The sequence below is a fragment of the Amaricoccus sp. W119 genome (genome assembly GCF_047275745.1).
Classification (GTDB): domain Bacteria; phylum Pseudomonadota; class Alphaproteobacteria; order Rhodobacterales; family Rhodobacteraceae; genus Amaricoccus.
Map to the genome: position 1 here is coordinate 1 of NZ_JBKQWU010000003.1, position 14,353 is coordinate 14,353.

Consider the following 14,353-nt stretch of genomic DNA (forward strand, 5'->3'; position numbering starts at 1 on the left):
CGACGGCCGCCATCAGTGATGATCTCTATCTCAGACATAAGCACGTGCTCAGGCATATGCCTAAGCCTCCATGGCTGTGCTCAAGTGTCCGGTCGAAACGGGGGCCAATTCACCGCCCTGGTCCGGCGCGCCGAACAGGCTCGCATACCCGGCGATCTCGGTCCCATCGCCAAGCCCGAGATCACCGCCGAACTTGGCGAACTTGGTCTCGAGCGCCCCTTGCAATCCGAAGTTCATGCTCCCTCCTCAGGAACCGGTGACGTTCATGAGCCCGTAGGCGATATCCGCGAGGATCAGCGAGGCCGCGCCATAGACCGCGACCCAGATGCGCCGTTCGAGCCGGTCGAGTCCGACTTCGATCTGCACAAGCCTTCGCTCGAGCTGCGACCATCGCTCCTCCGCGATGCGCTCGTTCACTTCCAGCCGCGCGGAGGCCGCGTCGAACGGTTCGTAGAGAAACCGCGACCCGCCGACCCGGGCCGTCGAACTCTGCCGCATCACGCCTCCTTCGCGCCGGGAAGACCCAGCATGCGGCGCTTCTCGGTCTCGCTCAGGAAATCGGCCGCGGCGATCCGCGACCAGAGCGCCTCCCGCTCGGCCGAGAGCGCCGGGACATTGTCCTCATCGACCCGAAGCTGGAACGCCGTGCCGTAGAACGGCGGCAGCCATCCCGAGAGCGCCGCCAGCGTCTTCGCGACCATCGGCAGCACGGTGAGGCGATAGAAGGCCCGGTGCGCCTCCTGATAATTGGCGTAGGTATTGTCGCCCGGCAGCCCGAGCAGCATCGGCGGCACCCCGAAGACGAGCGCGATATCGCGCGCGGCCGCCTCCTTCGTCTTGTGGAACTCCATGTCGGAGGGTGAGAAGCCCATCGGCTTCCAGTCGAGCCCACCCTCCAGCAGCATCGGCCGCCCGGCATTGCGCGCACCCTGATGATGCGCTTCGAGCTCGTCGATGAGCCTGCTATACTGATCCTGCCCCAGCGCGCCCATCCCGTCGGCGCCCCGGTAGACGATCGCGCCGGAGGGCCGCGCCGCGTTGTCGAGCAGACCCTTCGACCAGGCGCCGGCGGAATTGTGCACGTCGATCGCGCTTCCCGCCGCGCGGAGCGGCGTCAGCCCATAGTGATCGTCCATCGGGTGGAAGCTCTTCACATGCAGGATCGGCGGCTGGTCGGGGACCCGCATGTCGAAGACATGTTTGCGCGCGCCCACGGCGTATTGATAGGCCTCGGGCCAGCCATCGGCGCCGGGAACCACGCTCATCCGATCGGACCGCAGGCAATGCAGTTCGCGCGGCCCTCCCGCCGTATGCTGCCCCGCGGCCTCCAGGTATGCGTCGCCTGCGAGCAGGAGATTGCCATAGAACGCCTCCATGAGCGCGGCGCCGCTCTGCCCCGGATTGGGGGCCGCGAGGAGATCCAGCACCGGATGCGTGTCGAAACGGCGATCGATGTCCTGCGCGATCACCGGGACCGCAGCCGCCGCCTCGGCGATGATCTTGACGCATCGGTGGCCGACCGGATTGTCGAGGAAGCCGATGCGCGTCAGCGTTCCGGGATCGCGGGACGACCAGGCGGCGCGCCCCGCCGCCTGAAAGGCAATCAGCGGCGCGGCCGCCGAAGCCTTCGCCTCCGGTACCCGCGGCGCTCCCGCGCGAAAGAGTTGCAAGACCATGAGGCCCGCTCCCGAATTGCCCTTGCATGTGTCGTGTCGTGACCGTCCCGCGCCGGGCGCGTCGTCGCGCCTCGCGGGAGGTGATCGCTCAGAGCCCGCGCACCCGGGGCTCGCGCCAGCTTTCGGCCGGCTCGATCATGAGCTCGGTCATCGCCCAGACCAGCGCGTCGACCCGGTCCGGGCTGCCACGCCCGGTAAAACCGTTGACGCTCATGGCCGTCATCTGATCTTCAAGCGCCGGGAAAGCTCCCCGATGGCAGATCCGGCCCTGTTCGTAGAGGGCCGCGACCGGCTCCGCCCGGACCGCCTTGCCCCGCGAGGCCCGGACCGCGCGGAACGACACCAGGGGATCGACCTGCCGCACCACGGTGGACACGAGATCGCCTCCCTGGTTGACCTCGGCGATCAGACGGTCGGCCTTGAAGCGGTGAAACAGCTCCACCGCGCGCGCCGCCCAGACCGTCGGCGTCGCTCCCTTCACGCTGCCGTCGAAGATGACCTCGCCGATCCAATCCTTGGGGTGGCCGTCCCGCGCGACCCCCGCGACGACGATCCCGCATTCATCGGCATCCTCGCCGGCGCTCACCGGGGGATCGACCGCCACGACAACGCGCGTGAGCTCGAGCGGGCGCGGCGTTCGCGCCGCCTCCAGCATCGGCCAGGTCCAGAGCGCGCCTTCGACATCCGTGAGCATAGCGCCGTCGAGTTCCTGCCGGCCGAGCCTGCTTCCGGCGTAGCGCCGGGTCACGGTCTCTAGGAAGCTCTTCGCGAGATGCATCCGGTTCGCCGAGGTCGGCGCCGCCGTCCTGACCGTTTCCACGTCGGCCAGAATGGCGCGCAGGAGAGCGTTGTTCCGCGGCGTGGTCGTCACCAACTGCCGGGGCCGCGTCCCGAGCCGGAGCCCGAACTGGAGCATGTCCCAGGTCGCCTGACCCTTCGGCCATTTCGCCAACTCGTCGCTCCAGGCGCAGTCGAACTGCGGGCCGCGCAGGCTCTCGGGATCGCTCGCCGAGAAGATCCGCGCCTCCGCGCCGTTCGGCCAGACCAGCCGGCGGCGGGAGGCCTGCCAGTCCGGTATCCGGTCCGGGGGCGAGCATCGCAGGATGCCCGACTCCCCGAAAACCATCACGTCGCGGGCCTGATCGAGTGTCTCCGCGATCAACGCGACGCGGGAGCACTCGCCCGGATCTTCCGGGCAGGCTCCTTCTACGCGGGCGCGGATCCACTCCGCGCCCGCGCGTGTCTTGCCTGCGCCGCGTCCCCCGAGGATCACCCAGGTCGTCCAGTCGCCCTCAGGAGGCAACTGGTGACCTTCAAGTGCCCAGTGCTCGAAGAGCCAGGGGAGAGCGGCGAGGGCGTTCGGCGAAAGACCGTTGAGGAAACGGTCGCGGTCAGCCTCGCTTTGACCAGACAGAAAGTCTCGCAAGGATTTCCGCTCGCGCGGCGTCGAGGTCGAGCTCTCCGCCCGCCCCCTCCGATCTGCTTCGTGCGCCAAGACCAGCCTCGATGTCGAGAACAGTTTGCAAGGCAGTCTGGTGCGCCCGGATCAGAGCCTCGTCCCGCCTGCCGCTACCGGGCTGACGCCCGTCGATGCTGCGCGCGATCCGCCCGTGAAGTGCCACGGTGAGATCACGATACAACTCTCGCGCACGCTCAAGCAGATCGCTCGGCGCCGCCAATTCATAAGCTGAGATTGTCATGTGATGATCGCCCTGGCTGCTCCGCCCGGGCCGAAACGAAAACGGCAGCTCACGCCCAAGGGCGTGTCTGCCGTCGCATTTCTACCAGCTTGCCCGAAGGTATACCTTAGGGCGTACGCTATGTCAACAGCTAAATCTCTGGTTGCGCGAAATCGGCTACTGGCCGGCCTCCCTCTGCCGCTCCGCCTCGATCCGACGCCAGGCGGCCACGTTGCGATTATGTTCGCTCAGCGACGCGGCGAAGACGTGGCCACCAGTGCCATCCGCCACGAAATAGCGCATGTCACCATCCGCCGGATTGGCCGTCGCCTCGATCGCCGCCTTGCCGGGATTGGCGATCGGCGTCGGCGGCAGCCCCTGAATCACATAAGTATTGTAAGGAGTTGGCCGCGATAGCTCGCTCGCCCGAAGGCCGCGTCCCAGTGCCTCCCTGCCCTCGGTCAGCCCATAGATCACCGTCGGGTCGGTCTGCAGGCGCATGCCCTCCCGCAGCCGGTTCTCGAAGACCGAGGCCACCATCGCCCGCTCGTCGGGCACGCCGGTCTCCTTCTCGACGATCGAGGCGAGGATCAGCAGTTCCTCCGGCGTGCTGAGCGGCAGGCCCTGTTTCCGGTTGGCCCAGGCCTCGGCGAGAATCTCCTCCTGCCGCCCGCGCATCCGGTCGATCAGCGCCTGGCGCGAATCGCCCCGCTGGTAGTCATAGCCCGCCGGCGCCAGCGACCCTTCGCCCGGGACCTCGGCGATCTCGCCCGACAGGTCGTCCCGCCCGTTCAGCAACTCGACCACCTGCCAGCTCGTCCAGCCTTCAGGCACGACGATCTGGCGCAGGACGTTGCCGCCCCGGTTCATCAGCGCGAGGATATCCTTCATCGAGGCGCCGGCGGGGATCTCGTATTCGCCGTATCTGAGCCCCTGATCCTGTTTCGAATACCGAGCGGCGATCCGGAACATCGACCCGTTGCGAATGGCCCCGCCGTCCTCGAGTTTCGCGGCGATGCTCGACAGCCCCTCGCCGCGATCGACCTCCATCAGCAGTGGCTCCGCCAACGGCCCCGGCGCGGCATACTGCCGCTGCCCCCAGACGATCACCCCGAAGAGCAGGGCGAGGCCGACGATCAGGACGGTCAGGGCATTGGCGGCGAGGTTCCGAAACATGCGGCGATCCTACACCGGACGGCGCAGGACCAGCGAGGCATTGGTGCCGCCGAAGCCGAACGAATTCGAGAGCGCGATGTTGATCTCCCGCTTCACCGCTTCCTTCGGCGCCAGGTCAATCGGGGTCTCGACGCTCGGATTGTCGAGGTTCAGCGTCGGAGGCGCCACCTGATCGCGCAGCGCCAGCACGCAGAAGATCGCCTCGATCGCGCCAGCCGCGCCAAGCAGATGCCCGGTCGCCGATTTCGTCGAGGACATCGTCACCTTGCTCGCCGCGTTCCCGAGGAGCCGAGCGACGGCCCCGAGTTCGATCTCGTCGCCGACCGGCGTCGAGGTCCCATGCGCGTTCACATAGTCGATGTCCGCCGGCGCGATCCCGGCGTCCTTCAGCGCCGCCGCCATCGCCCGGTAACCGCCGCTGCCATCGGGCGCCGGCGAGGTGATGTGATGGGCGTCGCCGGAGAGGCCATAGCCGATCACCTCGGCGTAGATCTTCGCCCCGCGCGCCTTGGCATGCTCGTATTCCTCGAGGACCACGATCCCCGCGCCTTCGCCCATGACGAAACCGTCGCGATCCTTGTCATAGGGTCTGCTGGCCTTCTCGGGCGTATCGTTGAACCCGGTCGAGAGCGCCTTGCAGGCGGCGAATCCGGCGATGCCGATCTCGCAGATCGCACCCTCCGCGCCGCCCGCGACCATCACATCGGCGTCGCCGTACTTGATGAGCCGGGCGCCGTCGCCGATGGCATGTGCCCCGCTCGAACAGGCGGTGACCACGGCATGGTTCGGACCCTTGAACCCGTACTTGATCGAAACCTGCCCCGAGCAGAGGTTGATGAGGCTGCCCGTGATGAAGAACGGGGACACCCGCCGGGGGCCCTTCTCCTTCAGCGTGATCGCCGTCTGGGCGATGTTATCCAGACCGCCGATGCCGGAGCCGATGATCACGCCCGTGCGCTCCCGGTCGGCCTCGTCCTCGGGCATCCAGCCCGAGTCCTCGACCGCCATCTGCGCCGCCGCCATCGCGAAGAGGATGAAGTCGTCGACCTTGCGCTGCTCCTTCGGCGGCATCCAGTCATCGGCGTTGAAGGTGCCGTCCGTCCCGTCGCCGCGGGGAACCTCGCAGGCGATGTCGCAGGCGAGATGACTCGCGTCGAACCGCGTGATCTTGCCCGCGCCCGACTGGCCGGCGATCAGCCGGGCCCAGGTCTCCTCCACGCCGCTGGCCAGGGGCGTAACCAGGCCAAGACCGGTGATAACCACGCGCCGCTTCGTCATTTTCACGCCCTCTTGTCGGTTTTGCGACCCTTTAGCCCGAAGCCCGCGGACCGACAAGCCCGGGGACCGTGCCAGCACATGAAAACGGCGCCCGGAACCCCCGGACGCCGTCGCGCCGCACCGAATTCAGGGCAATCGGTCAGGAGTTCGCCGAGATGAACTTCACCGCGTCGCCGTAGGTCTGGATCGTCTCGGCCGCGTCGTCCGGGATCTCGATGCCGAATTCTTCTTCGAACGCCATCACCAGCTCGACGGTGTCGAGGCTGTCCGCGCCGAGGTCGTCGATGAACGAGGCGTTGTCGGTGACCTTGGACTCGTCAACGCTCAGATGCTCCACGACGATCTTTTTGACGCGTTCTGCGATATCGCTCATTGTCTCTTCCTCTTTGGATCCCGGTCCGGGAGTCTTGACCTTTTCCGCCGATCCCCGGTCCGTCGCGCCGCTCGGGCAGTCCGAGGTGGTCCGAAGCTCGCCTATGGCTCGTCGCGCGCTATAGCATAACCGGGGCGCGCCGCAAATGTTAATGCGGGTGGCGCCAAGTCGCGCCCCCCGGTGGTTAAATCATGGCCATTCCGCCATTTACGTGCAGAGTCTGTCCGGTCACATAGCCTGCCTCCGACGACGCGAGATAGGCCACGGCGGCGGCGATCTCCTCGGAACTCCCCATCCGCCCGGCCGGAATGCCACCGAGAATCCGCCCCCGCTGATCGTCGTTCAGCGCGTCGGTCATCGCCGTCGCGATGAAGCCCGGCGCGACGCAGTTCACCGTCACGCCCCGGCCCGCGACCTCCTGGGCGAGGCTCTTCGACATGCCGATCACGCCCGCCTTGCTCGCCGCGTAGTTGGCCTGTCCGGGATTGCCCGTCACGCCGACGACCGAGCTGATGTTGATGATCCGCCCCCAGCGTGCCTTCATCATGCCCCGGAGCACGCCGCGCGAAAGCTTCATCACGCTCGTCAGGTTCACCGCGATGACCGTCGCCCAGTCCTCGTCGGACATGCGCATGAAGAGTTGATCGCGCGTGATCCCGGCGTTGTTGACGAGAATGTCGACCCCGCCCATCGCCTCCGCCGCCCGTTTCGGCAGCGCGTCGACCGCTTCCGGGTCGGACAGGTCGCAGGGCACCACGAAGGCCGCGTCGCCGATCTCCCCCGCGAGTTCCTCGAGCGGCGCGACCCGTGTGCCCGACAGCGCGACCTTCGCGCCCTGTGCCGCTAGCACCCGCGCCACATGGCCGCCGATGCCCCCCGAGGCCCCCGTCACCAGCGCGGCCTTTCCCGTCAGATCGAACATGCTTTCCTCCCCCTCAGACCCGAGCTTCGCGTCACGCGGACGCCAGGGCCGCCACATCGGCCGGCCCGTTGACCGCGCTGACCGCGACACTTCTGTCGATCCGGCGGATCATCCCGCTCAGCGCCTTGCCGGCGCCGATCTCGACCATCTCCTGAACGCCCTGCCCGGCCATCCAGAGCACGCTCTCGCGCCAGCGCACCCGGCCCGTCACCTGCTCGACCAGGAGGCGCCGGATCTCGTCCGGATCGCTCACGGCCTCGGCGACGACATTGGCGACCACCGGCACCGCCGGCGCCCTGATCTCCACATCGCCGAGCGCGGCCCGCATCGCTTCCGCCGCCGGCGCCATCAGCGCGCAATGGAACGGCGCGCTCACCGGCAGGAGCAGCGCGCGCTTGGCACCCTTCGCCTTGGCGATCTCCACCGCGCGCTCCACGGCGGCCTTGTTGCCCGAGACCACGACCTGCGCCGGGTCGTTGTCGTTCGCCGCCTCGCAGACCTCGCCCTGCGCCGCCTCGGCCGCGACGGCCTCGGCGCCCGCGAGATCGAGCCCGAGCAGCGCCGCCATCGCGCCGACGCCGACCGGCACCGCCTCCTGCATCGCCCGGCCTCGAAGCCTGAGCAGCCGCGCCGCGTCGCTCACGCTCAAGGCCCCGGCGGCCGCCAGCGCCGAATATTCGCCGAGCGAATGGCCGGCGACGAAAGCCGCCTTGTCGATGCCGAACCCCTCGGCCTCCATCGCCCGGAACGCCGCGAGCGAAGTCGCCATCAGCGCCGGCTGCGCATTGGCGGTCAGGGTGAGATCGGCGATGTCGCCGTCCCAGATCAGGGCCGAAAGCTTCTCGCCAAGCGCCGCGTCCACTTCCTCGAACACCGCCGCCGCGGCCGGATAGGCCTCCGCGAGATCCTTGCCCATGCCGATCACCTGAGCGCCCTGCCCAGGGAAGACAAACGCCCGTTTCATGGTCCGGTCTCCCTCGTTTTCAGCCTGACTAGCGCCCGCCCGCCCGAGCGTCCAGCCGTAGGGTGGGTGATTCACCCACCATTCCCACCCGCCATTCCCTCAGAACGCGAGCCGGCCGCCCTCCTTGACTTCCTTCATCACGAAGAAGGTCCGCGTCTGCCGGACGCCGGGAAGCGCGATCAGCGCCTCGGCGTGCAGCTTGTTGAAGTCACCGATGTCGCGCGCGCGGATCTTCAGGAGATAGTCGAAATCTCCGGCGACCAGATGGCAGTCGAGCACCACCGGCAAGGCCAGCACCGCCGTCTCGAAGGCCGCGAAACTCTCCGGGGTCGAGCGGTCGAGGACCACGCCGACCAGCACCACGGCGCCAAGCCCGACCCGCTCCGGCGCGATCACCGCCCGGACCTCGCGGATTACCCCCGCGTCGATCAGCCGCCGCGTCCGTCGATGACAGGTCGCCGGGCTGACGCTGATCCGCTCCGCCAGATCCGCGTTCGACATCCGCCCGTCCTCCTGCGACGCACGCAGCAGCAGGAGGTCGATTCGGTCCAGTTCGGCTTCGGAAGATTCGTTCATGTCACGGGCCGACATAGTTCTCTTCTCTCAGGCTGGCCAACCTGACGCAACGGATAGCATGGGAATGCTCCCAAGTTTGAAAGCACTCACCGCGCCGCCCGTGCTAACCCGGGCCCCGAAACAGAACGCAACGGAGTCCGCATGCGCCTCGACAAATTCGAACGCTACCCCCTCACCTTCGGCCCGACGCCGATCGAGCATCTGCCGCGGCTGACCGAAGCGCTCGGCGGCGAGGTCGAGATCTACGCCAAGCGCGAGGACTGCAACTCCGGCCTCGCCATGGGCGGCAACAAGCTCCGCAAGCTCGAATACATCGTGCCCGACATCCTCGCCTCCGGGGCGGATACGCTGGTCTCGATCGGCGGCGTGCAGTCGAACCACACCCGCATGGTCGCGGCGGTCGCCGCCAAGCTCGGGCTCAAATGCCGGCTCGTGCAGGAAAGCTGGGTGCCGCACGAGGATGCCGTCTACGACCGCGTCGGCAACATCCTGATGACCCGCCTGATGGGCGCCGACAGCCGCGTCGTCGAGGACGGGTTCGACATCGGCATCCGCAAGACCTGGGAGGCCGCGATGGACGAGGTACGGGCCTCGGGCGGCAAGCCCTACGGCATTCCCGCCGGCGCCTCGGTCCACCCGCTCGGCGGCCTCGGCTATGTCGGCTTCGCCGAGGAGGTGCGCGCGCAGGAGGCGGAGCTCGGCTTCGCCTTCGACTATATCATCGTCTGCGTGGTCACCGGCTCGACCCAGGCCGGCATGATCGTCGGCTTCAAGGCGGATGGCCGCGCCGAAAGGGTGATCGGCATCGACGGCTCCGGCACGCTCGACCAGACCCGCGCCCAGGTCGCGGAGATCGCGCGCAGGACCGCCGATCTGGTCGAACTCGGACAGGAGATCACCGGGGCCGACATCCACATCAACCCCGACTACGCCTATCCCGCCTATGGCGTCCCCTCGCGCGAGACCAACGAGGCGATCCGCCTCGCCGCCCGGACCGAGGCGATGATCACCGACCCGGTCTATGAGGGGAAATCGATGCAGGGCATGATCGACCTGACGCGCAAGGGCTTCTTCCCGAAAGGCTCCCGCGTTCTCTACGCCCATCTCGGCGGCGCCCCGGCGCTCAACGGATATGCATATACATATCGCAACGGCTGATCCGGCGACCGGGCGAGCCGGGTCCGGGCGGTCAATATGCTAATGCATGTCCGCGCCCAAGGCGTTTCTCCATCGCGTCCCGCCCGCGCGACGGGAAGCGCCCCCGGTTCGGCCAGCACCGCCGCCCTTGCCTTTTCACGGCCGATCTGACATAGCCCGGCATCCCTCCAAGGATTGCGTCGCGCGGCCTCTCGTATGGACCAGGAGGGGGTCGGTTCCATTTTGAAGCCCGCTTGGAAACAGGTGACATATGTCTCTTTACGAGCATGTCTTCATCGCGCGTCAGGATCTCTCCAACGCGCAGGCCGAAGGCCTCATCGAACATTTCGGCCAGGTCCTGAAGGACAACGGCGGCTCGGTCGTCGGCTCCGAATACTGGGGCCTCAAGACGATGGCCTACAAGATCAACAAGAACCGCAAGGGGCATTACGCCTTCCTGAAGTCGGATGCGCCCTCCGACGCGGTTCAGGAAATGGAGCGGCTGATGCGGCTCCACGAGGACGTGATGCGCGTCCTGACCGTGAAGGTCGACGCCCATGAGGAAGGCCCCTCGGTGGTCGTCCAGTCGAAGAACCAGCGCGACGAGCGCGACCGCGGCCGCCGCCCGCGCCGCGACGACGACAACAACTGAGCAGGAAGGCATAAACCATGGCGACCAGACCGTTTTTCCGCCGCCGCAAGTCCTGCCCCTTCTCGGGTGCCAACGCGCCCCGGATCGACTACAAGGACGTGAAGCTGCTGCAGCGCTACATCTCCGAACGCGGCAAGATCGTGCCCTCGCGCATCACCGCCGTTTCCTCGAAGAAGCAGCGTGAGCTTGCCCGCGCGATCAAGCGCGCCCGCTTCGTCGCCCTCCTGCCCTACGCCGTGAAGTAAGGAGCCAGAGAGATGGAAGTCGTACTTCTCGAACGCGTCGCGAAACTCGGCCAGATGGGCGAGGTCGTGAACGTCAAGCAGGGCTACGCCCGCAACTTCCTGCTGCCGCAGGGCAAGGCGCTCCGCGCGACGCCCGCGAACATGAAGCGCTTCGAGAACGAGCGCGCGCAGCTCGAAGCCCGCAACCTCGAAGCCAAGGGCGAGGCCGAGAAGGTCGCCGCCAAGCTCGACGGCCAGAGCTTCGTCGTGATTCGCTCCGCCTCCGACGGCGGCGCGCTCTACGGGTCGGTCAACACCCGCGACATCGCCGACGCCGCGACCGAGAACGGATTCTCGCTCGACCGCCGACAGGTCGTGCTGAACCAGCCGATCAAGGAACTGGGCCTGCACGGCATCGAGGTGCACCTGCACCCCGAAGTGACCGCGACGATCACCGTCAACGTCGCGCGCAGCACCGAGGAAGCCGAGATCCAGGCCACCGGCAAGAGCATCCAGGACCTCCAGGCCGAGGCCGACGCCGAGGCGGAGTTCGATATTCAGGAACTCTTCGACGACATCGGCGGCGCGGTCGAACCCGGCGACGACGACCGCTGAGCGTTCCGACCTCGGACATCTGGAAAGCCCCGCCCCTCCGGCGGGGCTTTCTTTTTTGGACTACTGTCCTGTGTCGCACCAGCCGCGGCGGGCGTCCAATCCACCCTTGAACGGCTGCGTTGAGCCCATGCTATCCTACAAAATCTCAGATTTGCGCGGCGATACTTGACTTGTCGATGATGGACCAGACGTTCTGAATCTTTCCATCCCGGAATTCGTAGAACACATTCTCGTCGAAGCGGACCCGCTTGCCGTTCACGCCTAAACCGAAGAGTTCGCCCGCCGGCGTGCAGTCGAATGCAAGCCGGCTGGCAATTATGGGCGGGTCGCAGGCAAGAACCGCGATGTTGAAGGAAAGATCAGGGATAGCACGGAAATCCGCAACGAGCATGTCCAAGTAGCCTTCGAGGCCGATTGTGGCGTCGTTGTATCGCACTTGGTTGGCAACAAAATGATGAAGATCCTGCCATCCCTGCCTGTTCAAGCACGCGATGTATCCCTGATAGGACTGTATGATCTCGTCTCGCCCCACTGCTCCCTCCTCAGTGTTCCGCCTGCACTGACTACAATTTGCGGGAGAGAAGAGGCAACGGCACGTCTGCTTTGTCCCGCGTCTCGGACCCTGCCCCGTAACAGACACGTCCGCGCGCATCGGACCATCGCCGGTTCACCCCTCACCCCACCGCCGCGCTGGTCCGGACCTGCCAGGCCAGGCGGTCCTGACGGGCGGTGAGGATGGCGATGACGACCCAGGTGCCGTGGAACACCAGCCCCGCGAGCACGACGACGAGCCCCGGGATCGGCCCGACGGCGGCGCGGATCAGGAAGACGTCCCAGTTCGGCACCGAGATCGGGTGGATCGCGAGCTTCCCGTAATAGGCCACCGCCTGCACCGCGAGGATATAGCCGTAGTTCTTGCGAATCCGTCGCCCGATCGCGCGGAGATAGCTGATGTGGAAATCCGGGTGCTGGTAGTCGTTGGCCAGCAGCCGGTTCCAGCTGCCGTCCCGGCGCACGCCCTCGCCGCGCAGCAGGGGTCCGCAGACATCCGTCTCGAGGAGGCGGCATCGCGCGCGCCAGACGTTGAAGTAGCGGTAGCGCCGCGCCTCGAACATCAGGAATACCGCGACCAAGAGGCCGACCAGAATCAGCGGCAGCGGCGAGGCTCCGGGGCCGGCGAAGGTCAGCGACAGCGCGAGGCCGGTCGTCACCACCGCCCAGTTCGTCGTCTGGTCGAGCCGCGTTCGCCAGATCGTGCTCCGGTAGACCTCGGCCCGGTAGATATGCGCCAGCATTCCCATTTCGGCCGAGTCGAACTTTCCGCTCTTGTCGTCCTGGCCCGCGTCCATGCCTCGTCCCCCTGTCGTTCCGGACAGTCTCCACCCGGTAGTCCACTATCGCAACCCGCCGGGCCGAGCCAGCACTTGCCGTCCCGAGGTGTTCCCCGCTATCCCCACAACTCACAGGCGGCGCCCCGGGACTTCCGGGGTATAACGACCGCTTCGAGGAGAGAGCAGCATGGCCGATGGACCGACCGCGCCCGAGGAGCTTTCGGGCACAACCCTGCCGCATAATGTCGAGGCGGAGCAGGCGCTTCTGGGCGCGCTTCTGGTGAACAACGACGTCTATGACCGGGTGGCGGCGATTCTGCGCCCGGGTCACTTCTTCGACCCCGTGCATGCCCGGATCTACGAGGTGGCGGGCGAGCGGATCAAGAAGAACGCGCTCGCGACCCCCGTGACGCTCAAGGCCTTCTTCGAGGAGGACGCGGGCCTCGCCGAACTGGGCGGCCCGGCCTATCTCGTCCGGCTCGCGGGGGCGGCGATCTCGCTTTTCGCCGCGCGTGACTACGCGCAGCTGATCTACGATCTCGCGATCCGGCGCGACCTCATCCTGATCGGCCAGGGGATCGCCGAGAAGGCGATGCGCGTCGATCTCGACAGCGAGCCCAAGGACCAGATCGTCGCCGCCGAGCAGGAGCTCTACCAGCTCGGCGAACAGGGCAAGGTCGACAAGGGGTTCGTCACCTTCCGCCGCGCGGTGACCGAGGCGGTCAACGTGGCGAACGCCGCCTATTTGCGCGACGGCGGGCTCGCCGGCATCTCGACCGGTCTCGCCGACATCGACAAATGGCTGGGCGGGCTGCACAATTCCGACCTGCTGATCCTCGCCGGCCGTCCCTCTATGGGCAAGACCGCGCTTGCGACCAACATCGCCTACAACATCGCGCGGAACTACAAGCGCGGCATCCGTCCCGATGGCAGCGAGGGGGCGATCGAAGGCGGCGTCGTTGGTTTCTACAGCCTCGAGATGTCCTCCGAACAGCTCGCGGCGCGCATTCTCTCGGAAGCGAGCCGCGTGCCCTCGGAACAGATCCGCCGCGGCGACATGACCGAGGAGGAGATGCGCCGCTTCATCCAGGCGGCGCGCGATCTCGAGAACTGCCCGCTCTTCATCGACGACACGCCCGCGCTGCCGATCTCGACCATCGCCGCGCGGGCGCGCAGGCTGAAGCGCCAGCACGGGCTCGACGCGCTCTTCATCGACTATCTGCAGCTCGCCCGCCCCGCCTCCTCCCGGTCCGAGGGCCGCGTGCAGGAGGTCTCCGAGATCACGCAGGGGCTGAAGGCGATCGCGAAGGAGCTGAACGTTCCGGTGATCGCCCTTTCCCAGCTCTCCCGTCAGGTCGAAAGCCGCGAGGACAAGCGGCCGCAACTTTCCGACCTCCGCGAGTCGGGCTCGATCGAGCAGGACGCCGACGTGGTGATGTTCGTCTTCCGCGAGGAATACTACCACGAGCGTCTGGAGCCGCCGCAGAACGACCCGAAATACGTCGACTGGCAGACCAAGATGAGCGACCTGCACGGCAAGGCGGAATGCATCATCGGCAAGCAGCGCCACGGGCCGGTCGGGACCGTGCGCCTCGCCTTCGAGGGCGCCTTCACCCGGTTCTCGAACCTCGTGCGACCGTATCAGGCCGGATCGGACATCGATTTCGGCTGAGATTCCGGCTGAGCTTTCGCCCGAGATTCCGGGCGGACTGAAACCGTTTGCCGGCTCCCGCGTTGAGAGCGGACAGAA

Annotated in this window: 17 protein-coding genes; 5 read left to right on the top strand and 12 right to left on the bottom strand. The window is 67.0% G+C overall.

Going from position 1 to position 14,353, the window contains the following annotated elements; all coding sequences use genetic code 11:
* Positions 1-60: 60 nt before the first annotated feature.
* The 10 genes from ACLJK8_RS03000 to ACLJK8_RS03045 all read right to left on the bottom strand — a co-directional run bounded on the left by ACLJK8_RS03000 (position 61) and on the right by ACLJK8_RS03045 (position 8,644).
* On the bottom strand, positions 61-237 hold the full coding sequence (locus ACLJK8_RS03000) for a hypothetical protein (RefSeq protein ID WP_413148532.1): 177 nt from the start codon (positions 235-237) through the stop codon (positions 61-63).
* Between the two features lie 9 nt (positions 238-246).
* Positions 247-498, bottom strand: coding sequence for a hypothetical protein (locus tag ACLJK8_RS03005; protein ID WP_413148533.1), 252 nt, complete (start codon positions 496-498; stop codon positions 247-249).
* Positions 498-1,676, bottom strand: coding sequence for a phage portal protein (locus tag ACLJK8_RS03010; RefSeq protein WP_413148534.1), 1,179 nt, complete (start codon positions 1,674-1,676; stop codon positions 498-500). Before ACLJK8_RS03010 ends, ACLJK8_RS03005 begins: the two co-directional genes overlap by 1 nt.
* Before the next feature lie 88 nt (positions 1,677-1,764).
* Complete coding sequence (locus tag ACLJK8_RS03015; protein ID WP_413148535.1) at positions 1,765-3,102, bottom strand: DNA-packaging protein; 1,338 nt, start codon at positions 3,100-3,102, stop codon at positions 1,765-1,767.
* A gap of 430 nt (positions 3,103-3,532) precedes the next feature.
* A complete protein-coding gene (gene mltG, locus ACLJK8_RS03020) occupies positions 3,533-4,531 on the bottom strand; it encodes an endolytic transglycosylase MltG (protein WP_413148536.1) in 999 nt (332 codons plus the stop codon).
* Between the two features lie 9 nt (positions 4,532-4,540).
* The gene (fabF, locus tag ACLJK8_RS03025) at positions 4,541-5,809 is read right to left on the bottom strand and encodes a beta-ketoacyl-ACP synthase II (RefSeq protein ID WP_413148537.1); all 1,269 of its coding nucleotides are present in this window, start codon (positions 5,807-5,809) and stop codon (positions 4,541-4,543) included.
* Between the two features lie 139 nt (positions 5,810-5,948).
* On the bottom strand, positions 5,949-6,182 hold the full coding sequence (locus ACLJK8_RS03030; protein WP_413148538.1) for an acyl carrier protein: 234 nt from the start codon (positions 6,180-6,182) through the stop codon (positions 5,949-5,951).
* Between the two features lie 184 nt (positions 6,183-6,366).
* Positions 6,367-7,104 carry a 3-oxoacyl-[acyl-carrier-protein] reductase gene (gene fabG / locus ACLJK8_RS03035; protein ID WP_413148539.1) on the bottom strand — a complete coding sequence of 246 codons (738 nt, stop codon included), beginning with the start codon at positions 7,102-7,104 and terminating at the stop codon, positions 6,367-6,369.
* A gap of 31 nt (positions 7,105-7,135) precedes the next feature.
* Positions 7,136-8,068 (bottom strand): ACP S-malonyltransferase, encoded by a 933-nt coding sequence (fabD, locus tag ACLJK8_RS03040; RefSeq protein WP_413148540.1) that lies wholly within the window; start codon positions 8,066-8,068, stop codon positions 7,136-7,138.
* A 99-nt stretch (positions 8,069-8,167) separates the two neighbouring features.
* Entirely contained in the window at positions 8,168-8,644 is a 477-nt protein-coding gene (locus ACLJK8_RS03045) for an Lrp/AsnC family transcriptional regulator (protein ID WP_413148541.1), read from the bottom strand.
* Positions 8,645-8,785: 141 nt separating this feature from the next.
* Between ACLJK8_RS03045 and ACLJK8_RS03050 the strand changes: the two genes are divergently transcribed.
* The 4 genes from ACLJK8_RS03050 (at position 8,786) to rplI (ending at position 11,272) form a co-directional block, all read left to right on the top strand.
* The gene (locus ACLJK8_RS03050; RefSeq protein ID WP_413148542.1) at positions 8,786-9,802 is read left to right on the top strand and encodes a 1-aminocyclopropane-1-carboxylate deaminase; all 1,017 of its coding nucleotides are present in this window, start codon (positions 8,786-8,788) and stop codon (positions 9,800-9,802) included.
* Positions 9,803-10,052: 250 nt separating this feature from the next.
* Positions 10,053-10,433 carry a 30S ribosomal protein S6 gene (rpsF, locus tag ACLJK8_RS03055; protein WP_413148543.1) on the top strand — a complete coding sequence of 127 codons (381 nt, stop codon included), beginning with the start codon at positions 10,053-10,055 and terminating at the stop codon, positions 10,431-10,433.
* A gap of 17 nt (positions 10,434-10,450) precedes the next feature.
* Positions 10,451-10,678, top strand: coding sequence for a 30S ribosomal protein S18 (gene rpsR / locus ACLJK8_RS03060; RefSeq protein WP_413148544.1), 228 nt, complete (start codon positions 10,451-10,453; stop codon positions 10,676-10,678).
* A 12-nt stretch (positions 10,679-10,690) separates the two neighbouring features.
* The gene (gene rplI, locus ACLJK8_RS03065; protein ID WP_413148545.1) at positions 10,691-11,272 is read left to right on the top strand and encodes a 50S ribosomal protein L9; all 582 of its coding nucleotides are present in this window, start codon (positions 10,691-10,693) and stop codon (positions 11,270-11,272) included.
* Positions 11,273-11,417: 145 nt separating this feature from the next.
* On the opposite strand, the gene ACLJK8_RS03070 is transcribed toward rplI, so the two are convergent.
* Positions 11,418-11,804 carry an ester cyclase gene (locus tag ACLJK8_RS03070; RefSeq protein WP_413148546.1) on the bottom strand — a complete coding sequence of 129 codons (387 nt, stop codon included), beginning with the start codon at positions 11,802-11,804 and terminating at the stop codon, positions 11,418-11,420.
* Positions 11,805-11,946: 142 nt separating this feature from the next.
* Positions 11,947-12,621, bottom strand: coding sequence for a DUF2270 domain-containing protein (locus ACLJK8_RS03075; protein WP_413148547.1), 675 nt, complete (start codon positions 12,619-12,621; stop codon positions 11,947-11,949).
* A gap of 169 nt (positions 12,622-12,790) precedes the next feature.
* Here ACLJK8_RS03075 and ACLJK8_RS03080 point away from each other — a divergent pair, with 169 nt between their 5' ends.
* Complete coding sequence (locus ACLJK8_RS03080) at positions 12,791-14,275, top strand: replicative DNA helicase (protein WP_413148548.1); 1,485 nt, start codon at positions 12,791-12,793, stop codon at positions 14,273-14,275.
* The last annotated feature ends 78 nt before the right edge of the window (positions 14,276-14,353 follow it).